The organism is Rhodococcus sp. NPDC078407 (assembly GCF_044542515.1).
In the GTDB taxonomy this organism is placed as follows: domain Bacteria; phylum Actinomycetota; class Actinomycetes; order Mycobacteriales; family Mycobacteriaceae; genus Rhodococcoides.
Genome location: NZ_JBITUQ010000022.1, coordinates 27713 through 51403 on the forward strand (window position 1 = coordinate 27713; position 23691 = coordinate 51403).

General features: G+C 63.6%; 17 protein-coding genes and 1 pseudogene. 9 read left to right on the forward strand and 9 right to left on the reverse strand.

Annotated features, from left to right (window positions below):
• Nucleotides 1–61: 61 nt before the first annotated feature.
• Together ACIGGF_RS19705 and ACIGGF_RS19710 are read left to right on the forward strand one after the other, a co-directional pair.
• A complete protein-coding gene (locus ACIGGF_RS19705; RefSeq protein WP_397522851.1) occupies nucleotides 62–1273 on the forward strand; it encodes an acyl-CoA dehydrogenase family protein in 1212 nt (403 codons plus the stop codon).
• Nucleotides 1270–2295, forward strand: coding sequence for a phosphotransferase family protein (locus ACIGGF_RS19710; RefSeq protein ID WP_397522852.1), 1026 nt, complete (start codon nucleotides 1270–1272; stop codon nucleotides 2293–2295). Before ACIGGF_RS19705 ends, ACIGGF_RS19710 begins: the two co-directional genes overlap by 4 nt.
• Before the next feature lie 27 nt (nucleotides 2296–2322).
• Here the strand turns inward: ACIGGF_RS19710 and ACIGGF_RS19715 are convergent, their stop codons facing one another.
• Nucleotides 2323–3930: a diguanylate cyclase domain-containing protein gene (locus tag ACIGGF_RS19715; protein ID WP_397522853.1), complete on the reverse strand. Its 1608-nt coding sequence runs from the start codon at nucleotides 3928–3930 to the stop codon at nucleotides 2323–2325.
• Between the two features lie 191 nt (nucleotides 3931–4121).
• On the opposite strand from ACIGGF_RS19715, the gene ACIGGF_RS19720 reads away from it, so the two are divergent.
• The gene (locus ACIGGF_RS19720) at nucleotides 4122–5294 is read left to right on the forward strand and encodes a beta-ketoacyl synthase N-terminal-like domain-containing protein (protein ID WP_397522854.1); all 1173 of its coding nucleotides are present in this window, start codon (nucleotides 4122–4124) and stop codon (nucleotides 5292–5294) included.
• A 7-nt stretch (nucleotides 5295–5301) separates the two neighbouring features.
• Here ACIGGF_RS19720 and ACIGGF_RS19725 read toward each other — a convergent pair whose 3' ends face one another.
• Together ACIGGF_RS19725 and fdhA are read right to left on the reverse strand one after the other, a co-directional pair.
• Entirely contained in the window at nucleotides 5302–5508 is a 207-nt protein-coding gene (locus tag ACIGGF_RS19725) for a zinc-ribbon domain-containing protein (RefSeq protein WP_397522855.1), read from the reverse strand.
• A gap of 105 nt (nucleotides 5509–5613) precedes the next feature.
• Nucleotides 5614–6831, reverse strand: coding sequence for a formaldehyde dehydrogenase, glutathione-independent (gene fdhA, locus ACIGGF_RS19730; protein WP_397522856.1), 1218 nt, complete (start codon nucleotides 6829–6831; stop codon nucleotides 5614–5616).
• A 228-nt stretch (nucleotides 6832–7059) separates the two neighbouring features.
• Here fdhA and araB point away from each other — a divergent pair, with 228 nt between their 5' ends.
• From araB to araA, 3 genes are read left to right on the forward strand one after another with little or no spacing between them, the layout of a single operon-like run.
• Entirely contained in the window at nucleotides 7060–8733 is a 1674-nt protein-coding gene (gene araB / locus ACIGGF_RS19735) for a ribulokinase (RefSeq protein ID WP_397522857.1), read from the forward strand.
• Complete coding sequence (locus ACIGGF_RS19740; RefSeq protein ID WP_397522858.1) at nucleotides 8730–9407, forward strand: L-ribulose-5-phosphate 4-epimerase; 678 nt, start codon at nucleotides 8730–8732, stop codon at nucleotides 9405–9407. Before araB ends, ACIGGF_RS19740 begins: the two co-directional genes overlap by 4 nt.
• Before the next feature lie 39 nt (nucleotides 9408–9446).
• Nucleotides 9447–10931: an L-arabinose isomerase gene (gene araA / locus ACIGGF_RS19745; RefSeq protein WP_397522859.1), complete on the forward strand. Its 1485-nt coding sequence runs from the start codon at nucleotides 9447–9449 to the stop codon at nucleotides 10929–10931.
• Nucleotides 10932–10946: 15 nt separating this feature from the next.
• Here the strand turns inward: araA and ACIGGF_RS19750 are convergent, their stop codons facing one another.
• Nucleotides 10947–11639 carry a ZIP family metal transporter gene (locus tag ACIGGF_RS19750; RefSeq protein WP_397522860.1) on the reverse strand — a complete coding sequence of 231 codons (693 nt, stop codon included), beginning with the start codon at nucleotides 11637–11639 and terminating at the stop codon, nucleotides 10947–10949.
• A 175-nt stretch (nucleotides 11640–11814) separates the two neighbouring features.
• Between ACIGGF_RS19750 and ACIGGF_RS19755 the strand changes: the two genes are divergently transcribed.
• From ACIGGF_RS19755 to ACIGGF_RS19765, 3 genes and pseudogenes are all read left to right on the forward strand, one after another.
• On the forward strand, nucleotides 11815–14409 hold the full coding sequence (locus tag ACIGGF_RS19755) for an AMP-binding protein (protein ID WP_397522861.1): 2595 nt from the start codon (nucleotides 11815–11817) through the stop codon (nucleotides 14407–14409).
• A gap of 207 nt (nucleotides 14410–14616) precedes the next feature.
• Nucleotides 14617–14904, forward strand: coding sequence for a hypothetical protein (locus ACIGGF_RS19760; protein ID WP_397522862.1), 288 nt, complete (start codon nucleotides 14617–14619; stop codon nucleotides 14902–14904).
• Nucleotides 14905–14972: 68 nt separating this feature from the next.
• Nucleotides 14973–16358: pseudogene (locus ACIGGF_RS19765) on the forward strand (LLM class flavin-dependent oxidoreductase); the annotation flags it as partial.
• A 389-nt stretch (nucleotides 16359–16747) separates the two neighbouring features.
• Here the strand turns inward: ACIGGF_RS19765 and ACIGGF_RS19770 are convergent.
• From ACIGGF_RS19770 to ACIGGF_RS19790, 5 genes are all read right to left on the reverse strand, one after another.
• Entirely contained in the window at nucleotides 16748–17245 is a 498-nt protein-coding gene (locus ACIGGF_RS19770) for a hypothetical protein (protein WP_397522863.1), read from the reverse strand.
• 138 nt (nucleotides 17246–17383) lie between these two features.
• Nucleotides 17384–19342, reverse strand: a complete 1959-nt coding sequence (locus tag ACIGGF_RS19775) for a primary-amine oxidase (protein WP_397522864.1) — start codon at nucleotides 19340–19342, stop codon at nucleotides 17384–17386.
• 137 nt (nucleotides 19343–19479) lie between these two features.
• Nucleotides 19480–20067 carry a TetR/AcrR family transcriptional regulator gene (locus tag ACIGGF_RS19780; RefSeq protein WP_397522865.1) on the reverse strand — a complete coding sequence of 196 codons (588 nt, stop codon included), beginning with the start codon at nucleotides 20065–20067 and terminating at the stop codon, nucleotides 19480–19482.
• A 228-nt stretch (nucleotides 20068–20295) separates the two neighbouring features.
• Nucleotides 20296–21768 carry an NAD-dependent succinate-semialdehyde dehydrogenase gene (locus tag ACIGGF_RS19785; RefSeq protein ID WP_397522866.1) on the reverse strand — a complete coding sequence of 491 codons (1473 nt, stop codon included), beginning with the start codon at nucleotides 21766–21768 and terminating at the stop codon, nucleotides 20296–20298.
• Nucleotides 21765–23690 carry an FAD-binding monooxygenase gene (locus ACIGGF_RS19790; RefSeq protein ID WP_397522867.1) on the reverse strand — a complete coding sequence of 642 codons (1926 nt, stop codon included), beginning with the start codon at nucleotides 23688–23690 and terminating at the stop codon, nucleotides 21765–21767. The genes ACIGGF_RS19785 and ACIGGF_RS19790 overlap by 4 nt, the downstream gene beginning before the upstream one ends.
• Nucleotide 23691 lies beyond the last annotated feature (1 nt).

The window sequence follows — 23691 nt, forward strand, 5'->3', positions numbered from 1 at the left end:
GATGTGAAAACCTTTCTGGGACCGAGCGAGCGTTCGGTCGGTAGCGGAATGGGAGCGCATCGTGGCAATCGATCTGACGTACGACCCGGACATCGAGAAGCTGATCGATCGGACGCGCACGTTCACGCGAGAACACGTGCTTCCCATCGAGGATCGGTTCCTGGGCAACGTCACCGACGCGGGCGGCGATCGTCTTCGCGTCGAGATGCAGACGGCCGCAAAGGAAGCCGGCGTATTCGCGCCGCACGCACCGATCGAATACGGCGGCCACGGGCTGTCGATGAGTGATCGTGCTCCGGTGTTCGAGGAAGCCGGCTATTCACTGTTCGGTCCCATCGCACTCAACCTCGGTGCCCCCGACGAGGGCAACGTTCACATGCTCGCGCACATCGCATCGGCAGCGCAGAAAGAGCAATTTCTCGCTCCGCTCGCGCGCGGCGACATGCGGTCGGCTTTCGCGATGACCGAGCCCGCGCCGGGTGCCGGTTCCGATCCCGCGGCACTCACCACCGCGGCCCACCGGGTCGAGGGTGGCTGGAAGATCAACGGGCACAAGTGGTTCATCACCGGTGCCGACGGCGCGGGCTTCTTCATCGTCATGGCCCGTACATCCGGCACCCCCGGCGATCGCGGCGGAGCCACGATGTTCCTGGCCCCCGCCGACACCGCAGGCATCAGGGTCGGCCGACACATCGGCACCCTCGACAAGGCGATGATCGGCGGACACTGCGAGGTGTTCTTCGAGGACGCATTCGTGCCCGACGAGAACGTGCTGGGGGCCGTCGACGAGGGATTCGCCTACGCCCAGGTACGTCTGGGACCCGCCCGCATGACGCATGTGATGCGCTGGCTCGGGGCCTCCCGCCGAGCCCACGACATCGCTGTCGCCCAGGTTGCCCAGCGTGAAGGATTCGGCGGCAAGCTCGGCGATCTCGGCATGGTGCAGAAGATGGTCGCCGACAACGAGATCGATATCGCCGCCACCCGCGCACTACTGATCAAGGCCTGCTTCGAGCTGGACCGGGGTGGACACGCGAGCAACGAGACGTCCATCGCCAAGACGTTCGCCGCCGAGGCGATCTTTCGAATCGTCGACCGCAGCATTCAGATGTGCGGTGGGCTCGGCGTATCGGACGATCTTCCCCTGGCGAGGCTGTCGCGCGAGGTCCGTCCGTTCCGTGTCTACGACGGCCCGTCCGAGGTCCACCGCTGGGCCATCGCCAAACGAACGATCGGTGCCGCCAAGCGCGCACTGCGGGAGACACAGTCGTGAGCGAACTGCCGGGGATGAATCGTGATGCGCTGGAGCAGTTTCTGCGAACCAACGGCATCGAGGTCGAGGGCCGGCTGACGGTCGAGATGATCAGTGGTGGCCGTTCCAACCTCACGTACAAGGCGTACGACGACACCTCGACGTGGGTCGTTCGCCGTCCTCCCACCAGCGGACTCACCCCTTCGGCGCACGACATGGCCCGCGAGTGGGCCGTCACCGACGCTCTCGCAGCCACCGACGTTCCCGTCGCGCGCACCGTTGCGTTCGATCGGGACGGTTCGGTCCTCGGTGCACCGATGACCGTCGTCGAGTTCGTTCCAGGCCGAGTCGTCCGTACGCGTGAGGAGCTTTCGGACCTCTCGGACTCGGAAGTCACCGCGAACGCCGCCGAGCTCGTCCGGGTACTCGCCCGGCTGCATGCGGTCGACCCCCAATCTGTTGGCCTCGGCTCGTTCGGCAGACCCGACGGGTTCGTTGCTCGTCAGGTCGCCACCTGGGCTCGACAGTGGCAGAGCGTCAAGACGCGCGAGCTGCCCGATGTCGATCGACTCCACCGAGCGCTCGAAGCAGCGATACCGACACAATCGGCGTCGTCGATCGTGCACGGGGACTATCGCGTCGACAACACCATTCTCGATGTCGACGATGTCGGCTCCGTTGCCGCCGTAGTCGATTGGGAAATGTCCACGCTCGGCGATCCGCTCACCGACGTCGCGCTGATGTGCATCTACCGGCAACCCGTGTTCGATGCGGTCCTGGGCGCGGACGCGGCCTGGACGAGCGACCGATACCCCTCGGCCGACGACCTCGCACAACAGTACGCAGTGGAATCGGGCCGTGAACTGCGCAATTGGGGCTTCTACCTCGCCCTGGCCAATTTCAAGCTCGGGGTGATCGGCGAGGGCATCACCCACCGCGCGCTGGCCGGTTCCGATACCGGGGCGGGAGCACGGAACGCCGCGAACGCAACAGGGGAGTTCATCGCCGCTGGACTCCGAGCATTGTCGGGATCGGACGAATAACGCTGCGTCAGAACAACGCTGAGCATCTCACCCGTGCGAGAAATGTTGCGTCGCGGGCTTGGACTGATACATCTCGTGATCGGCGTCGTCGAGAATGTCCAGAGCGCTCCGGGTGTCGTCGCGTTCGACGGTGACACCGCCGATGCTCGCCGTCACCGTCAGCACACGTCCCGCCGTGGTGATCGGAGACGCGAGTTCGGCGCGCAAATCGTCGGCCTCGGTACCCGATCGGTGAGGAACCACTGCCACGAACTCGTCGCCACCGATCCGTCCGACGAAGGCGTCGGCGGGCAGCGCCCTGGTCAGGCGAGCAGCGACCACGCCGAGCACGGCATCACCGACGGTGTGTCCGTGGAGGTCGTTGATCGTCTTGAAGTTGTCGAGGTCGATGAACAACACTGCCATGGCGTCGGCGTGGGCCGGCCGTGCCAGTTCTTCGTCGAGGCGCGCCAAGATCAGTGGCCGATTCGGCAGCCCGGTGAGATCGTCGTGCGTCGCGGCATGTTCGAGCTTCATGTTCATCCGGTAGGCGTCGGTGATGTCCACGAATGTCGCGACGACCGAGGGAACGGGATCACCCGCCGTCAACATGGTTGCCGTCAACGACAGCCAGAACTGTCGGCTGTCGCGCAGTCGCTCGACGCCGATCACGGTCTGACTGGGTCGGCCGGTTCTTCTCGTCACCGCGACCGGGTGCTCGAAAGGCTGAATGGGACTGTGGTCGGTGTTGTAGACCCGGAACGGCAGCGTCGACGCCCGTCCGGCCGTATCGGAACCGACCTGGAGATCGAGAATAGTTTTCGCGGCCAGGTTGGCCGACTCGATGCGGCCGGTGTGATCGAGTACGACGACCCCGGCCTCGAGTGATTCCACCACCGCCGTGAAGTGGTCCTCGGCGCGCCGCACCGCGCTTCGGTCGGCGCACACCAACACCCAGCCGTCGGGCATCTGAGCTGCGGACACCACCATCGCCAGCGCCGTACCGTCCGCGCGACGATGCGACTCACACAGTTGTCCACCGGCTCGAAGAATCGAGGGCGGGTCGCACGGCACCCCGACCGCGTAGGAGACACTGCGGCCGAGTACCTCCTCCGCACTTCGGCCGTACACCGATTCGGCTGCGGGGTTCCAACTCGACACCAAGCCGTCGGACGAGACACCGACGATGGCATCGCTGACATGTTCGACCAAGGCCGCTTGGTACCGCAACGCCTTCTGAGCCGCCTTGTGCTCCGTGAGATCTCGAAGAATGACCTGAAACGCAGGCTCGCCGTTCCACACGGTGCGGACCGAGACCGCTTCCATCGTCAAGGTCGTCCCGTCGAGCGCAAGTACGGTCGCTTCCGACGCTGCGCTCGCGGTGCCGTGCGTGTCGAGAGCGGCGATGCGCTCGAACATGGGCCCGATCGACTCGGCGGCGATGAACTCTTCGATCGGGTGCCCGATGACATCGGCAGCGCTATCGGCACGGAGATAGCGCAATCCGGCAGGGTTCAAGTAGACCAACGCGCCGCCTCGGTGAACACCGATCGCGTCCGGTGAATGCTCGATGAGAACTCGATAGCGGTCTGCCAATCCAGGCGACGCGGCACGTGCTTCGGGGTCGCCGACGCCGTCGCGCTCCCCTCGGGCCATGCTCGGTCCTCGCGTTCGTAGGCGGACAGTCGTCAACCGATTGAACCACCCGAGCAAAGGTCTGCGGGGTTCGATGCCCGATTTGCACCGATCACAGCTTTTTCGACTGGACCGAATGTCGGTTTCACGGGCTAAATCGAGGAGCGAGCCGAATCCGGCTCGCATACCTCGAAAAGAAACGGAAATGGACGATGAGCGTTCGAAGCATGAACGGCAGCCAGATCGACATCAGTGGGATCGGTGCAGTGTCCGGGTACGGATGGGGCGCGAACACCCTGTGGAACGGCCTGGCGACGGGCAAGGCCGCCGCCACCTTGCACCACGATCGCACCCGACCGGAAAGCAATCCGGTGTGGCTGGCCAAGGTGCCCGACGGTGGTGGCGACGGCGACGGCACCAGCCGATTCGGTCGGGCGCTTCGCGGGGCCGCTCGCGAGGCGATCGGCGACGCGATGACGCGAGGCTGGCGTCCGGGTCGGCGTGTCGGTCTGATCCATGCCGTCGTCCTGGGAGAAGTGGACGAATGGCGACATTTCTACCTGCGAGACGGTGGTGAACGCCGAGTTCGTGACTATTTGACGCTGATGCCGTCGACGCCGGTGTCGCTGTTGATGCAGGAGTACGGTTTTCACGGCCCGGCCATGAACGTCTCGGCCATGTGCGCGTCGGGCAACGCTGGTCTGCTGACAGCCAAGATGTGGCTCGACACCGGCTTCGTCGACGACGTCGTGTTCGTTGCCACCGATCTTTCGCTGACGCCGGAGAACGTCGACCACTTCGTCGAACTCGGCGTCGGGGTCGTCGATATGGAGCCCCAAGAGGGGTGCCGACCGTTCCAGAAAGGTAGCCGAGGATTCGGAATGGGCGAAGCTGCAACAGCGTTCGTGCTGTCGGCCCGAAGCTCCGCCTCGTATGCGCGAGTTCTGGGCGGCTCGATGACCCACGACGCATTTCACGCCACGTCCATCGACCCGTCCCTCACTCAGGTACGAGCATGTTTCGAGGACGCGCTGGCCGACGCCGGCGTGGTCCCCGCGCAGGTGCGATACCTCAACGCTCATGGGCCCGGCACCGCACAGTGCGATGCCGCGGAGACTGCCATGCTCGAGACAGTGCTTCGGTCCAACGCCCAGGTGTACTCGGTGAAACCGTTGACGGGGCATTGCCAGGGTGCTGCATCGGCGATCGAAACCATCTCTGCGGTCATGGGATTCGAGCGTGGAATCGTCCCTGCGGCACCTCAGGTCTCCGAGGCTCATCCCCTACTGCTCGACGGGTTCACTCCGGCCGAACCGGGACTGACCGTGAAATCGTCGTTGGGAATGGGCGGTCACAACTCCGTGATCGTGTTGGCCCCGGCATGATGCAGCCTCATCGCACCTCGGTTGCCGCACCGCAAATTCCGCATTCTTCGAACTCGACGCGCTTCCACCGCGCGATGGGAACGAAGAACAGCGTGAACTGTCGGTACTGCTTCATCCGCGCCCACTGAGTGGTGTTGTGGCATCGGGGGCACGCCCGCGTCGCGCCCGGGCCGACGTGCTTGCGTTTGCTGCCGAAGCCGAAGAGTAAGAACATCATCCCAGCATAGGTGGCTCGAACGGTTGTCGGATTCGGGCAGCACGTTCGAGCCACCGCCGCATTCTCGCGATGGTGGCTCGAACGACTACTGGACCGACGCTGTCAGCTCGCGATCATGCCGTGCGGGTCGATGACGAATTTCTGTGCGACTCCGCTGTCGAACTCGCGGTAGCCGCGCGGTGCGTCGTCGAGCGTGATGACCGTCGCATTCACGGCCTTCGCAATCGACACCCGTTCGGTGAGAATGGCATTCATCAATTCGCGGTGGTAGCTCATCACCGGACACTGCCCGGTGGCGAAGGAGAGCGACTTCGCCCACCCGGTGCCCAGGCTGAGCGAGAGAGCGCCGCGTTGGGCGGCCTCGTCCACGCCGCCCGGATCGCCCGTCACATAGAGGCCGGGGATACCGATGCCCCCGCCCGCCGTGGTGATGTCCATCAGCGAGTTGAGAACAGTGGCCGGTGCCTCACGGGAGGAGTCGCCGCCGTGACCGCGAGCCTCGAAGCCCACTGCATCCACCGCGGCGTCGACTTCGGGCACACCGAGAATCTGTTCGATCTGGTCCTGCGGTGAGCCCTTGCCCACGTCGACGGTCTCGCAGCCGAACGTTCGCGCCTGGGCGAGCCTGTCCGCGTTCATGTCACCGACGATCACCACCGATGCGCCCAACAATTGCGCACCGACCGCGGCGGCCAAACCGACCGGACCCGCACCTGCGATGTACACCGTCGCACCGGGTTTGACGCCTGCGGTGACCGCTCCGTGGAAGCCGGTGGGAAAGATGTCCGACAGCATGGTCAGGTCCAGAATCTTCTCCAGCGCCTGGTCGCGATCCGGAAACTTCAGCAGGTTGAAGTCCGCGTACGGTGCCATGACGTACTCGGCCTGGCCTCCGACCCAGCCACCCATGTCGACGTAACCGAACGCCGAACCCGGTCGATCCGGATTGACGTTGAGGCAGATGCCCGTCTTGCGCTCCTTGCAGTTTCGACACCGTCCGCAGGCGATGTTGAACGGAACCGAGCAGATGTCTCCGACCTTCAGGAACTCGACGTCACGGCCGACCTCGACGATTTCGCCGGTGATCTCGTGTCCGAGCACCAGCCCCTCGGGCGCAGTGGTTCGCCCACGCACCATGTGCTGATCGCTGCCGCAGATGTTGGTCGAGACCACCTTGAGGATCACACCGTGCTCGCACTTACGTCCGACATTGGCCGGATTCACTCCAGGCCCATCGGTCAACTCCAGGCCCGGGAATGCGATGTCCTGGACCTCCACCTTGCCGGGACCTGCGTACGCGACTGCGCGATTGTCTGCCATCGGTTCTCCTCTTCGGTCGGTGGGCGGGTGATCGCAAGGTCGGATGCTTCGGATCCAGGCCTGTGGCCCGCGTCACACCAGTATGCACACATCCGAATGGGTCCACTTTTTCCGACGACCGCCACGCGCGTCCTCGGGCCGGATCGAACACCGGCTTGACTCCGGTCGATGTTAGCGCTCACACTGTGTTGCACACGTCACAGTCGGTGACCCACGAAGGAGATTTGAATGCCGGTTGACCGTTACGCGGTAGGGGTCGATTTCGGCACCCTGTCCGGCCGAGCTGTCGTCGTCCGAGTGTCCGACGGTGCCGAGATTGCATCCGCCGTCCACGAATACCGTCATGCCGTGCTGGAGGAAACGCTGCCCGGCGGTCGCGTGCGGCTGCCCGACGCATGGGCTCTGCAGGTACCGGACGACTATCGCGACGTCCTACGCCGCGCGGTCCCCGCTGCGATGGCCGCCGCGGGCATTGCGCCGGAGCAGGTAGTGGGCATCGGGACCGACTTCACCGCATGCACCATGGTGCCCACCTACGCGGACGGCACCCCGCTCAGCGAGGATCCGCGATTCGTCGAGCGCCCGCACGCCTACGTGAAACTCTGGAAACATCATGCAGCGCAGGGGCAAGCCGACCGCATCAACGAACTGGCCGCCCGCCGCGGCGAGAGTTGGCTTCCCCGATACGGCGGCCTGATCTCCTCGGAATGGGAATTCGCCAAGGCACTGCAGATTCTCGAGGAGGACGCCGAGATCTACGAGGCCATGGACCGGTGGGTCGAGGCGGCCGACTGGATCGTCTGGCAGCTGTGCGGACACTACGTACGTAATGCCTGCACCGCGGGCTACAAAGGTATCTATCAGGACGGACAGTATCCCTCCGTCGACTTCCTGACCGAGCTCGCCCCCGCGTTTGCGGGATTCGTCGCCGAGAAGCTCGATCAGCCGCTGGGCGAATTGGGTTCGCGAGCAGGGACATTGACCGCCGAGGCCGCAGCATGGACGGGACTGCCCGAGGGCATTGCCGTCGCGGTCGGCAATGTCGACGCGCACGTCACGGCACCGGCAGCGGGCGCAGTCGAATCGGGTCGGATGGTTGCCATCATGGGAACCTCCACCTGCCACGTCATGAGTTCGACCGTGTTGAACGACGTCCCCGGCATGTGTGGGGTCGTCGACGGCGGCATCGTCGCCGGTTCGTACGGTTACGAAGCAGGTCAGAGCGGTGTCGGCGACATCTTCGGATGGTTCACTCGCACAGCAGTTCCCGCGTCATACAGTGAGTCGGCAACGGCCGCAGGCGAATCGGTGCACGAACACTTGACCCGGCTTGCGTCGGCACAGGACGTGGGCGAGCACGGTCTGGTCGCGCTCGACTGGCACAGTGGCAATCGGTCGATCCTGGTCGATCACGAACTGTCCGGCCTGGTCATCGGATCAACGCTCGCGACCCGGCCCGAGGACACCTACCGCGCCCTGTTGGAAGCAACGGCATTCGGTACTCGCGTCATCGTCGAGACGTTCCGCACCAGCGGCGTTCCTGTGGAGGAATTCGTCGTGGCGGGAGGCCTGGCCCGCAACCCACTGCTGATGCAGATCTACGCGGACGTTCTACGAATGCCGTTGTCCGTCATAGATTCCGGTCAGGGCCCCGCATTGGGCTCCGCCATCCACGCCGCAGTGGCCGCCGGCTGCTACCCCGACGTGCCGGTAGCGTCGAAATCGATGGGCAAGGTTCGCCGCGGTGCATTCGTACCGGACGAGTCCCGATCGACGGCATACGACGCGCTGTACGAGATCTACCTGGAACTGCACGACCACTTCGGTCGGGACGTGCCGACCATGCGCCGGCTGCGATCACTTCGTCGCGCCGCCCTGATGAGGAAGTGGGAAGCGAAATGACGGTGGTCGACGAGGTCCGCGCGGTCGTCGAGGAGATTCGCAAGGACGTGTGCAGTTTGCATGCCGAGCTGGTGCGCTACGGACTGGTGGTATGGACGGCGGGAAACGTCTCCGCACGCGTACCCGGGCGGGACCTGATGGTCATCAAGCCGAGCGGTGTTTCCTACGACGATCTGACTCCGGGCAACATGGTGGTGTGCGATCTGCACGGTCGAGTGGTCGAAGGTGACCATGCTCCGTCGTCGGACACCGAAGCGCAGGCGTACGTCTATCGGCACCTCGACCACATCAACGGTGTGGTGCACACGCATTCGCCGTACGCAGTTGCCTGGGCAGCGCGTGGAGAACCCATTCCGGTCGTGACCACGATGTGCGCCGACGAGTTCGGCGGAGACATTCCCGTCGGTCCGTTCGCTGTGATCGGCGACGACTCGATCGGACGCGGCATCGTCGACACCCTCGCCGACAGTCGTTCTCCTGCTGTCCTGATGCAGAACCACGGCGTCTTCGCAGTGGGTCCGTCGGCGCGATCCGCGGTGAAGGCTGCGGTGATGTGCGAGGACGTCGCGCGATCGGTCCACCTGTCTTATCAACTGGGACAACCACTTCCCATCCCGAGCTCGTCGGTCGACACACTGTACAACCGCTATCAGAACGTCTACGGCCAGCGCTGACCGGCGCCGCGCACTCTTTCCCCGGAAGGTACATTCTCCATGTCCGAAGTATGGTTTCTCACCGGCAGCCAAGGCCTCTACGGTCCCGAGACGCTCGAGCAGGTCGCAGTCCAATCACGGGAGATCGCAGACAAACTCGACGGCGCACTACCGGTGTCGGTCGTGTGGAAGCCGGTGCTGCTCGACGCGTCGGCCATCCTGCACTGCATGCGCGAGGCCAACGCAGCCGACGACTGCATCGGCGTCGTCACCTGGATGCACACCTTCTCGCCCGCCAAGATGTGGATCTCGGGCCTGGACGCGCTCGATGTTCCACTGCTGCACCTGCACACGCAGGCAGGAATGTCGCTGCCGTGGTCCACGATCGACATGGAGTTCATGAACCTGAACCAGGCTGCGCACGGTGATCGCGAATTCGGGCACATCGAGTCCAGGGTCGGCGTACTGCGAACCACGATCGCAGGCCACGTCGACAATCCGTCGGTACGGACGCGCGTGGAGCACTGGGCTCGTGCCGCACTCGGGCGAGCCGAATTGCGATCGCTGCGGCTGGCACGGTTCGGTGACAACATGCGCGACGTCGCCGTGACCGAAGGCGACAAGGTCGAAGCTCAGCTACGGTTCGGTGTCTCGGTGAACACGTACGGTGTGAACGATCTCGTGGACGTGGTCGACGGCGTCGATGATTCCGCAGTGTCCGACCTCATCGACGAATACCGAACTCTCTACGACATCGCACCGAGTCTCGACAAGGACGGCGAGCGTCACGAATCGCTTCGCTACGGTGCCCGCGTCGAAGCCGGGCTACGTCAGTTCCTCACCGACGGTGGATTCAAGGCGTTCACCACCAACTTCGAGGACCTCGGCGGTCTTCGTCAATTACCGGGATTGGCAGTGCAACGACTGATGGCCGACGGCTACGGCTTCGGCGGCGAGGGCGACTGGAAGACGTCGATGTTGTTGCGCGGCATGAAGGTCATGGCCGAGGGACTGGACGGCGGAACGTCCTTCATGGAGGACTACACCTACCACCTCGTCCCCGGTGAAGAGAAGATCCTCGGCGCACACATGCTCGAGGTGTGCCCGTCCATCACGACCTCGCGCCCCACCCTGGAGATCCATCCACTGTCGATCGGCGGCCGTGAGGACCCGGTGCGGCTGCGATTCACCGCCGATCCGGGACACGGCGTCGTCGTGGGATTGTCCGACGTCGGTGAGCGATTCCGATTGACAGCCAACGTGATCGACGTGGTCGAACCCGACGAGGCACTGCCGCAGCTGCCCGTGGCATGCGCTGTGTGGGAACCGCAGCCCTCCCTGTCGGTGTCGGCCGAATCGTGGTTGACCGCAGGCGCACCCCACCACACGGTGTTGAGCACCGCCATCGGTCTGCCTGTGCTGGAGGCATTCTCGGACATGATCGGTGTCGAGTTGCTCGCCATCGATTCCGGCACCACGACACGTGGGTTCCAGCAGACTCTTCGATGGAACGCCGCTTATCACCGACTCGCAGCGCGGTTGTAGTCGAGGCCGCAGCGGTCAACCGAGACCGAAGGCGACGAGAAATCCTGCAGCAGTGGCCATTCCCACCCACCAACCGCCGTCTCGGTACGCCTCGGGCATCAACGAATCGGCCAGCACCGCCAGGGTCGCACCACCGGCGAACGCCTGCACTGCCGAGATACCGGTAGCCGGGATGGCGTCCGAGAGCAGGAACCCCACGACGGTCACCAGAACCAGGACAGCCGCAGTCACACTCCACAACCCGAGGGCGCGGGCGCGACCGAAGTTGTGTTGATCTCGCATCAGAGCCGCGCCGCCGACCGCCTCGGGAACGTTTCCGACGGCGACAGCGACCAGAAGAACGAGACCACCACCACTGGTCAGCGACACCCCCAGCGCGGTGTTCTCCGGTACGCCGTCGAGCACGGTTCCGAGCATCAACGCCCACCCGATAGCCGCTGGTCCGAGCCGATTCTCGATGAGGTGGTTGGCGACCACGTACACCCCGGCACCCGCGAACAACGCAGCGCCGGCGATGACGATGCCGGATTGGGTGAAGGCGGGCTCGAACAACTCCGAGGACACGGCCGCGATCATCGTGCCCGCGCCGAACGCCATCATGGCGGCGAGCACTCGTCTGGGCAGCGACCACCGTAGGCCGACAGCAGCCCCGATCACCAACGGCAAGGCCGTTCCGAGGCCGTACAGTGCTGCTCCGAAGGCGTTCATGCTCTCCTCATCCGGTCTCTCGGACACACATCGGTCATCGGGTGAATGACCGGAGCAGCATCCGTACAAACCGGAGTCGATCGGCGTTCCCTGGTACAACCATGACCGTGCCGATCGAGACACGCGCCGCAGTACCCGCTAGTTAGGTTCGGCATCCCTTATATACACTTCGTCGGTGCTCAGCGAGACGACCGACGTCGATCACCCCGGCGTGCGCTTCGCGCGCGACCTCGGCAGCTTCGGTGATCGACCGGCTCTCATCGCGTCCCACGACACAGTCACCTACCGTGAGCTGCACGAACGCGTCGAACAACGGGCATCGGAACTGGGTTCGGCGCGATGTCTCGTGCTGATCGCCGGTTCCAACACCATCGAGGTGATCGTCACCTATCTGGCGGCATTGCGGGCCGGCCACCCGGTGCTGCTCGCCCCGGGCGACACTTCCGGCCACCTCGACGGTCTGATCGCCGCCTACCACCCCGATGTGGTGGTGCGAACCGTCGACGGCCGAACTGTGATCGACAAACCCGACCGACGGCTCGGACATCGATTGCACCCCGACCTTGCGTTGCTGCTCAGCACCTCCGGCTCCACCGGATCTCCCAAACTCGTCCGTCTTTCGCACACGAACGTGCAGGCCAACGCCGAGTCCATCGCCGAGTACCTCGACATTCGCGCCACCGACCGCGCGATCACGACGCTGCCCCTGCACTATTGCTACGGACTGTCGGTCGTCAACAGCCACCTTCTCCGCGGTGCCGCGTTGATTCTGACCGATTGTTCCGTCACCGATCCCGACTTCTGGAACCTCGTGCGGACACAGCGCGGAACGACGTTCGCCGGCGTGCCGTACACCTTCGAGCTGCTCGACCGGATGGGGTTCGAACAGCTGGATCTGCCCTACCTGCGATACATCACGCAGGCCGGAGGCAAGATGCCGCCGGACCGCGTGCGAAAGTACGTCGAGCTGGGCCGACGTCGGGGATGGGACTTGTTCGTCATGTACGGGCAGACCGAGGCAACCGCTCGAATGGCTTATCTACCCTCCGAACTCGCCGCCACCCACCCCCACACCATCGGTCGTCCGATTCCCGGGGGATACTTCCGCCTGGAGGCAGTCGCCGACTCCCCCAGCGGAACAGGCGAACTCGTCTACTCCGGACCCAACGTCATGCTCGGGTACGCAGAGAGCCCCGACGACCTCTGCCTCGGTGACCTCCTCGCAGGTGAACTGCACACCGGCGACCTCGCGCGGCTCACGAATGACGGCTTCTACGAGGTGGTGGGGCGCCGAAGTCGATTCACCAAGGTGTTCGGCTTGCGGATCGACCTGCAGCGCGTCGAGTCCTCGCTCGCGCAGCACGGGCTGACGGCGTGCAGCACCGGTGGGGTCGACGAGCTGGTCGTCGTCGTGGAAAGCGGACTCGTGGAAAGCGGAGTCGTGGAAAGCGGAGACGTGGAAAGTGGTGATATCGACGAGATCCGCCGCAGGGCCGCTCGGAGCAGCGGTCTCCCCGTTGCCGCGGTCCGAGTGTGTCTCGTCGACGAGCTGCCGAGAACGCCCACCGGAAAACCCGATCTGCGAGCCGTTGCGGACATCGCGGCCCGAGACCGACTCGACCCGCCGCACGCCGTGTCGACTACCGCTGATGTGAAGGCGCTGTTCACCGAAATACTGCACTGCCCCCAGGTGGACGATGACAGTACGTTCGTCAGCTCGGGCGGAGACTCTCTGTCGTACGTTCGTATGTCCATCCGATTGGAGGCCATGCTGGGCTGTCTCCCCGAGAACTGGCACACCACACCGGTGCGAGAGTTGAACCGTGGCGCGCGCACGCGCCGCGGTTGGTGCCGAGTGGAGACGAACGTCCTGCTGCGCGCCCTGGCGATCGTTCTCATCGTGGGCTCACACATTCACCTGTTCGCGGTGCTCGGCGGAGCACACGTACTGCTCGCAATTGCCGGCTACAACTTCGCCCGCTTTCACCTCGGCGCAGCCGAACGCAACGAGCGGATTCGGCGGGTATTGCGAAGCGTCGCCCGAATTGCCGTTCCCAGCATGCTGTGGATCGGATCGGTGATTGCTCTCACCGGGGATTATCGAATCACCAGCGCGTTTCTGCTCAACGGAATTCTCGGTCCGGACGGCTGGTCTGCAGAATGGCGGTACTGGTTCGTCGAAGCGATCGTCTACATCGTTCTCGCCGTTGCTGCTCTTCTTTTCGTCCCGATTCTCGATGGTCTCGAGCGCAGTCACCCGTTCTGGTTCCCGATGGGACTCGTGGGCCTCGGACTCGTCACCCGCTACGGCCTTATCGACATCGACGACGGCCCCAACCGCATTCTGACCGCGTCGGTCGTCTTCTGGTTGTTCGCGTTGGGTTGGGCTGCGGCGCAGGCCAGCACAGTTCGGCAGCGATTGTGTGTGACGGCGGCCGTCGTAGGCACTGTGCCCGGGTTCTTCTTCGGCGACACACAACGAGAAGTCATCGTCGCCGGCGGTCTGTGCATGCTGGTATGGCTGTCGTCCATTCCATTCCCCAGGATGCCGAGCCGGGTGGCAGGAGTGTTGGCGAGCGCCTCGCTCTACATCTACCTGACTCACTTCCAGGTCTACCTGCCACTACGCGACGACCATCCGATACTGGCATTCGTTCTGTCGATCGTCGTCGGAATATTGTTCTGGCAGGCGGTCGACCGCGCACTCGCACTGCACAGACGAATCACGACGCGCGTTCGACAGGCCGAGAGTAGCCCCGCCGTCGCGTGAGCCGACCTGGCCAGGTCACCAGTGGCGTTTGCGCTCCACACCGGTGAATGGATCACCTCTTCTGCCTTGCCGACGGTTGGATGGCCAGCCTTCGAATCAGCATGATCGGAACCGTCGCTACCGAGACGCGGACGGGTTAACTTCGATGACAATGCTCGATTCGTGGTGGACGTGGGTCTGCCCCAACAGGGAGGACATACACGTCAGATGGCGCTCAACAACGGCACACTGATTCATCTCGTGGCGAAAGAGGGAAAGCAGGACGAGGTCGCTGCCATTCTCGGGGAAGCTCTGGGGGCCGTGGCGCGGGATCCGAAGACCGCCACGTGGTACGCGTACCGAATCACCAACACCGAGTTCGGGATCTTCGACTCTTCCGAATATTCGGACAGATCGGCCACCGACACACATCCGGTACTGACGAGATTGTCCGACGAGCTACTGGACGGAGCGCCCTCGGTGCAACCGTTCGACGTCATCGCCGCCAAAGTCTGAAGCGGCAGTTCCCTGCAGATGCAGCAGGACCGACCTCGTACCCGACACACCGATCGAAAGAGCCGTACATGAACGCAGGACCCGACAACGCCCGTAAGCAGCTGGTACTGAGCGCATTCGATATGGCGTGCGTCGTGCACCAGAACCCCGGCATGTGGACCGACGCCGATGATCAGACCCACCGATACACCGACATCGAGTACTGGGTCGAATTGGCGCAGACGCTGGAGTCTGCGGGCTTCGACATCCTGTTCCTCGCCGATGTCCTCGGCTTCTACGACGTGTACGGCGGCAACCGAGACGCTGCGTTACGCACAGCCGCGCAGGCACCGGTGGCCGATCCCCTGTTGACCATTTCCACCATGGCGGCGGCGACGAAGACGTTGAGCTACGGTGCCACGGTCTCGTCCACGTACGAGCTGCCGTACAAGTTCGCCAAGACGATGACGACGCTCGACCACCTCACCAAGGGCCGAGTCGCGTGGAATGTCGTGACGTCGTATCAGCAGAGTGCGGCGGTCAATCTCGGACTGACGCAGCAGATCTCGCATGACGAGCGCTACGAGATCGCCGACGAGTTCATGGAGGTCTGCTACAAGCTGTGGGAGGGCTCGTGGGAAGAGGACGCGGTGGTGCGCGACCGCGCTCGTGGCGTCTACACCGAGCCGTCCAAGGTGCACGACATCGACCACACCGGCAAGTACTTCACCGTTCCCGGTGCACATCTCGGCGAACCGTCACCGCAGCGAACGCCGTTCCTGTTCCAAGCCGGGGCGTCGGCACGGGGCCGTAAGTTCGCGGCAAAGCATGCCGAAGCAGTGTTCCTCGTGGGAGTCAATCCCCACGATGTTCGCCCCATCGTCGATCAGTACCGCATGTTGGCCGCCGAGCAGGGTCGTGATCCGCGGAGCCTCAAGATCATCATGATGCTCACTCCCATCGTCGCCGAGACCGACGAGGCCGCTCACGAGAAGCTTCTTCAGGTGCAGAAGCACGCGCAGGTCGACGCCGCGCTGGCACTGTGGGGCGGATGGACCGGGGTAGACCTCGCCGGAGCCGATCCCGACAAACCGCTGGATCAGTTCCGGGGCGACGGAATCCGCGCATTCAGTGACATGCTCACTCGGGTCGACAGTGAATTGGTATGGACGCCCCGAAAATTGGCGGAATGGCTGTGCGTGGGCGGAATGAGTGCCAGCATCGTGGGCTCGCCGAAGACCATCGTCGATCACTTCGAGGAGTGGATCGACATCGCCGACGTCGATGGATTCAACATCGCGCGTGTCACCAACTTCGAGACGTTCCGCGACTTCGGTGAACTGATCACCCCCGAACTGCGACGTCGTGGATTGATCCCCGACACCAACCGCACCGAGGCGACCTCTCTGCGTGAGTTGGTGCTGGGCCAGCCGCGGCTACGGGACGACCACCCCGGCGCTTCATTCCGGCCGGCCGCGAAGACTGCTCCCAAGCCGGCTCCGCCGACGACCATGCGCGTCGCACCACGCAACGTCGGTCTTCTCGTCACACTCACCGCGAAGCCGGATACCGTCGATGCTCTCGAAAGCTGGCTGACCGACATGCACGCTCATGCGGTCGACGAGCCCGGGACAACGACGTGGTACGCGATCAAACTGGGCGACAACCGTTTTGCCATCTACGACACGTTCCCGGACGAGGACGGACGCCAGGATCATATTCACGGCACCATTGTGAAGTCGCTCCGCGAACGTCAACAGGAACTGCTCGCGGAGCCACCGACGATTCGTCAGGTCGACTTGCTGGCTGTGAAATCCTTGTTGACTGTCTGATCGACGTCGGCGGTTCGCCACCGTTGTCACCGTCACACTGCCATCGGTGTCATCCCGATGATCATCAGCACCGAACTGATTGCAACTCGCCTTCTCGACGGTCCGCAGTCCGAGATCGACACGAGAATAGTTGCTGCAAGCCAACATACGAGCACTGTCACCGGACCCCAGGGCAGGCCGGCACTGTTCGCTGCGTGTTGGTGACCCAGTGACGGCAGTGACGACACCGCCGACGTGCCCGAACTCGGCATCGCCAGCAGCAGTGCCCCCATCGCGGTGAGGTCGACGGTGCAGAGTCGTCTGGCTCGACCGGCGGCGGTACACCCCACCATCTGGAATGCCTGGCTCAGCAATCCGAGGGCGGCGATCGCGTACATCCACTGCGGCACATGGGTTACCACCATGACCACCATCAGGACGGCCATGGAGCAGTGCGCGATCGTCATCGATCGTGCCATCGCACGCTGCGTCACCAGAGGGAGGATTGCGCCGACCGCACCAACAGACATCAGCGCGTCGGCCGCGCTCACTGGGCGAGCTCGCCGGGTTGGTGTTCGATCACCCGAGCACCCTCGACGGATGGTGAACGGCATGTGGAGAGACCTCGTAGTAGACCTGCGGCGAACAAGTCCACGCCGAAAGAGCCCTTCAGCCTTCCGTCGTGAGTGTCACTCACGGGAAGTTTCCTGCGTCGAATTGCACGGTGTGCTCGACGGCGCACAGTGGCCCGACGTCGAGGCCGGGACATCGAGCGTCGGGTTTCGGTCGAAGAAGCCGACGGGCTTGAGCTTGAAGCCGGTGTAGTCCACCGGCATGATGGGCCAATCCTCGGGCCGCGGAAAGTGGGTCAGGCCGAAGGTGTGCCACACGACGATGTCCTTGCCCTCTATGTCCCGGTTACCGGCCACGTAACTGGGCAGGCCTGCTCCGCCGGAATGCTGGTTCACGAAGTCCCCCGACGCGTAGCGCTCGGCTGCGTCGAACTGCGTGACCCAGAGGTGCTTGGTCGCGAAGGTGGCACGCTTGGCGATGGAGGAGTTGTCGTCCGCGAGCAACAACGGCTGCCCTTCCGGGTGCAGCACGTACGCGACCGGTTTACCGAGTCGGTTGAGTGAATCCGGGTTACTGATGTGCCACACGCGTCCTGTGGACCCGTTCGCGCGACGAGCTGCTTCGGCCTCGGTCGTCAGAGGAGTCGTCGAGAGAGCAAAAGCATTGCCGTGCGGGTTGTCCGGGCCCATGGGAACACGTCTGGTCTCCACTTCTTCGACCGAGTTCACCGCACCGTCGACCATCATGTCGAGCCGTGCGCTGAACAGGTGTTGATGGCACGGAGCCCCCAGGCCCGGTGCGATCTGCGACGAGTACGGGTAATCGCCGCCGGAGTGACCCGAGGTGAACACGACACCGGTTGCCTTGACCTCGAATTCGATGGTGCCGTCGAGATAGAGGTACCAGAAGAAGCCGTAATCGTAATCTCCGATGGTCGTGAAGAACGAAATGACCAGCCTGCGTTGACGCCTGGTCTCGCTCGAGCCGGCCCACAGGTCGGTGTGCTTCCACAGGATGCCGAAGTCCTCTTCGTGCATGCAGACTGCGTTTCTCAATGTCTGCGGATTACCGAGCTCGTCTGCTATCACGGTGTCGAAGTACGTGATGTCACCGACGCAGTCACACCCTAGTTCCAAGGCGTTGGCGTACCTGCCGACGAGGTACTCGCCGGTGTCGAAGTAGTTCTGCCAGGAGCGGATCGGAGATGGATCACCGTACGGGACAACCATTTCTGCGATCGAAGCACGATGGATGATCGGCCTCGTCGCACCCTTGTCGTCGAATCCGATCTGATGCAGCACCAGACCCTCTCGGGCGTCGAATCCAACGCGAAAGCTCCACTTCTCCCACTCGACGAGGTTTCCGGTGGTCGCGAAGCTCGGCCCCTCCGGCTGGGTGATCTCGATCGGCTTCTGAGTCGTGCGCATCGGTCCTGTGACCGCGGGGTCGTTGAAGTTACCGGACTCTTCGGGGATCGGCACCACTCCGATGTCGAGCACCTTCTCGACCGTCTTGTTCATGACGTCGACGAATCCCACCAATCCGTCGATGGGGTGCGCCCAGGCATGATCGGTCGGGTAATCCTGACGAAATGCCAAGCCGCGCAATATCCGTCGACCTTCCTCGTCCGGGTAGTCGAACACGCCGGCGGACAAGGGGGCGACTCGAACATTGTCGACGTCGAGGCCACGGCGTTCGAGCGCAGCCAGCCATTCGGGATCCGTTCGCAGTGTTTCTTCGACGAGTCCGAACTCCTCGTCGAGAACCGGCATCTGACCGTCACGAATCGCGTCGAGGGTCACCGACGACACGACCGATCGGTCGGTGACCGAGACGACGACGTCGACAGCCTTCGGCGTGGACACGTCGTGCAGCAGCGCTCGGAAGCGGCGCTCGATGCCGGCCGCCGCAGGGTAGAGCTCGGACTTCAGCGGCTCCTCGAGACCGACGTAAACGAATCGGGTGTTCTCGCCCAGTAGTCCTGCGTCGTCGAGGACGGCACGAACTTCTGCGATCTCCTCGGGTGAGGGCAGCGCCAGCGGGTGATCGATCGTGGTGGGGGAAAGAGTCGGCATAGTGAATCCTCGAATGGTTTGGTTCTACGGTTGTAGGAATAAAGATGTGACGAACGCTACACCGAGGAAGGTGAGCTGTACAGATCACTTCGAGCTGACCGCGGAAGATTTTCGGGGATGTGCGAAAAACTGCGGTGCTACGAACGCAGCAGCGTGAGGAAGTTCTCCACCATCGCCAATTGCGTTTTTGCGGAACTCTCCGACGGCGTGAGAACACCGAGGATCTGCACGCCCATCATCATGCTGAGCAATTGCTCGATGACGACCGCGACGTCGATGTCGCCGACCTCGCCCAGTGCGCGCGCATCTTCGAGGTGTCCGGCCATTCGATCACGCCATTGTGTCAGCGCCCGACGGTTGATCTCTTCCATCCGCTCGTCGTACATCGCGCGCTGAAACAGCGAGAGCGCAATACGTGCCTCGAGCAGCGTCTCCTGGGTCGTCGGCATGACCTCCCGGCAGAAGACGCGCAGCGCGGCGAGACCTTTCGCGTCGCGCAGCCGTGCGTCGATTCGCGCGTTCGTCGCCTCGAACACGAGCTCGAACGAGGTTCTGAGAATCTCGTCCTTGCCCGAGAAGTAATGACTCAGCGCGCCGTTGGTGTAGCCGGCTTCGGTGGCGATGTCTCGCATGTTGGCAGCGTCGATACCCTTGGCCGCGATCAGCCGCCACGTCGCCGCAGCGATGACTCGCCTGCGTTCATCGTGGTCGACCAGCTTGGGCATGAAGCCACGGTAACGGCTCGTTGCCGTGTCACGTAGAGGCGGGCTTGCGTCATGGATCGTGCATCGTTTTCCACCTCCTCCCAACGACGCGGCTCGTGGTTCTACAGCCGTTGAAACAAGGATCCGTGCTCGGCGTTACGAACTCTGGCTGACACCGTGAACTTCGCGTTACAGGATCCTCACTGCGAAACCACGTCGTGGGGGTCGCCGGACCCCCACAACGCGTGTCTAGTCCGCGAAGGGCGATGGTGTCAGTGTGTACTTGGTCTGCAGATACTCGTGGATACCCTCGGCTCCACCTTCACGACCGAGACCCGACATCTTCCAACCGCCGAACGGTGCTGCGGCGTTGGACACCACACCGACGTTCAGGCCCATCATTCCGGTCTGCAGACGCTCGATCATGCGCTGGCCGCGGCGGAAGTCCTCGGTGTAAACGTAGGAAACGAGCCCGTACTCGGTGTCGTTTGCCAGCGAGACTGCGTCGTCGTCGGTGTCGAAGGTGGCGATCGCCAGTACCGGTCCGAATATCTCCTCGCGGAGAATGTCGCTGCCCGGTGCCACGTCGGTCAGAACCGTCGGGGCGAAGAAGGTCCCTGGCCGATCGAGAGCTGCACCGCCGGTGGTGATCGTTGCGCCGCGCTGCACGGCATCGGTCACCAACTCCTCGGCCTTGGCCACGGCCTTGCCATCGATCAGCGGACCGATCGTCACCCCGTCCTCGGTCCCACGTCCGATTCTGAAGGCATCGACTCGTTCGGTGACCCGTCGCGCGAACTCGGTTGCGATCGAATTGTGCACGATGAAACGGTTTGCGGCCGTGCAGGCCTGACCGATGTTGCGGAACTTCGCGGCAATTGCTCCGTCGACGGCCTTGCCCAGATCGGCATCACCGAACACCACGAACGGGGCGTTACCGCCGAGCTCCATCGACGTTCGGAGAACCCCGGTGGCGGCCTGACGCAACAGCGCCTGCCCGACGGGGGTCGAACCGGTGAACGAGAGCTTTCGCAGTCTGGGGTCGGCGATGATCGGGCCGGATACCGCCGACGACGACGAGGTGGTGACCACGTTGACGACGCCGTCGGGCAGTCCTGCCTCCTGCAGAATTTTCACGAGCAGCAGAGTCGTCAACGGAGTGAGCGCAGCCGGTTTGACCACCACCGTGCAGCCCGCCGCCAGAGCAGGGGCGATCTTTCGAGTTGCCATGGCCAGAGGGAAGTTCCACGGAGTAATGAGAAAACACGGACCGACGGGATGCTGGGTGACGAACATCCGACCAGTGTTCTCGGGGTTTGCGCCGTACCGACCCTGAATACGGGTGGCCTCCTCGCTGAACCACCGCAGGAACTCGCCTCCGTACGCCACCTCTCCCCTGGCTTCGGCCAGCGGTTTGCCCATCTCGATGGTCATCAGGAGCGCAAAGTCCTCTTTTCGCGCCTGCACCAGATCGAAAGCACGCCGCAGAATTTCGGCTCGCTCACGGCCCGGCGTCGACGCCCACGAATCGGTAGCGGCGACGGCTGCGTCGAGTGCAGCCATCCCGTCCTCGGGGGTGGCGTCGGCGATATCACGAACGACCTCCCCCGTTGCCGGATCATGCACCGCCAGAGTTGTGTTCGAGGACGACGCGCGCCAGTGGCCTCCGATGAACAGTTCGTTCGGGACGGAGTCGAGGAGCTTCTTCTCGATATCGGTCATACCAATTCCTTCGGGTTGGAGGCCGTGTTACGCGGCAGCATGTTTCCGGCGAAGAACGTCGCCAGCTCGTCGGATGCGCTGAGTGGAAGAACCTGGGCCACATACTGATCGGGGCGGACCACCACGATTGCGCCGTCGCGGTCGATCCCGCGCTCGGTGAAGATATCCGTCTGCGGATCGGTTGCGAAGACCTTCTCGTAGTCGACGAGTCCGAACGGTCCCCCGACGGGGAGATACGCGGGATTCACTGCGCCGATGTCGACCGAGGCGTGGTCCTGCTGATAGATCACCTTGACGTCGAATGCACTGTCGATATCGGTTCCCTGCGGGGTGTATCGCACGATCGGCGACTCGGGCGACTCCATCAGCCACGAGGATAATTCGCTCAACGCGTCGCTGTTGGAGTGCAGGCCGGCGGCTGCCGCATCGGCGAAGACGTAGATTCGCCAGCGCCCGTCCGCACGGTGATGGTGACCGAGATGCATCGGGTTGGCGTCGCATACTCGCACCACCGGTGACGACTTGAAACGCTTGCCGACCGGGAATCCTGTGGCCAGATTCTGGTGGGTGGTGTCGCCGATGATCATCGACGGCTGGTACTCGGTCATGAAGCCAGCCGGGAATTCTCCGGTCTTGACGTAGAACTCCTCGAGCTCGGATGGGTTGTCGAAGTCCTCCGGGCGCTTTGCCATCATGGCCGACCACTGCTTGTCGAAGTCGATCAGGTTCTGTGCGATGACCTGACGTTCGGCGGTGTAGGTCGCGAGCAGGCTCTCGGGCGCGCGGCCTTCGAGTACGTGTCCGAGTTTCCAGCCGAGGTTGAACCCGTCCTGCATCGATACGTTCATGCCCTGGCCCGCTTTGGCGCTGTGGGTGTGGCAGGCGTCGCCGGTGATGAAGACGTGCGGCATACGCACCCCGACCTCCTCGGCCGGCACATCGTCGAAGCGGTCGGTCACGCGGTGACCGACCTCGTAAACACTGTGCCAGGCAACATTTTTCACATCCAGGGTGTAGGGATGCAATATCTCGTTCGCCTGCGCGATGATCTGGTCGATGCTCGTGGTGCGCACCTTGCCGTTGTCGTCCTCGGCGACTTCACCGAGGTCGACGTACATGCGGAACAGGTGGCCACCCTCGCGCGGGATGTGCAGAATGCTGCCGCCTGATCCGGACTGGATGGCGCACTTGAGGCGGATGTCGGGAAAGTCGGTGACAGCGAGCACATCCATCACACCCCAGGCATGGAACGCTTTGTCTCCGACCGGCGTGCACCCGATCGTGTCGCGCACTGCGCTGCGTGCACCGTCGGAGCCGACGACGTACTTGGCGTGGACTGTTCGTTTCTGCCCCGCTCGATCGCCGCCGGTGTGCTCGAGCGTGACCGTGACGGGGTAGTCGCCCTCCCCGACCTCCAGCGTGCAGAATTCGTAGCCGAAATCCGGCTTCATCCGAGTCGGCGACAGCGCCATGACCTCGGCGAAGTAGTCCAACACTCGGGCCTGATTGACGATCAGATGGGGGAACTCGCTGATTCCGGTCGCATCGTCGGGAGTGCGCGCGGTGCGCACGATCTTCGAGGCGTCCTCGGGATCAGGCTTCCAGAAGGCCATTTCGGTGATCCGATAGGCCTCGGCCGTGATGCGATCAGCGAATCCGAACGCCTGGAAGGTCTCGACGCTACGAGCCTGAATCCCGTCCGCCTGTCCGATGGCGAGACGCCCCGTGCGCCGCTCGACGATTCGCGTCGTCACGTCGGGGAACTGGGAAAGCTGTGCGGCCGTCATCATTCCTGCCGGACCGGTGCCGACGATGAGCACATCGACGTACTCCGGAAGCTCGTCCGGCCGGTCGATACCGACGCTCGACGCGTGCTGGATACGTGGGTCACCGGAGACATAACCATGGTGGTGAAACTGCATT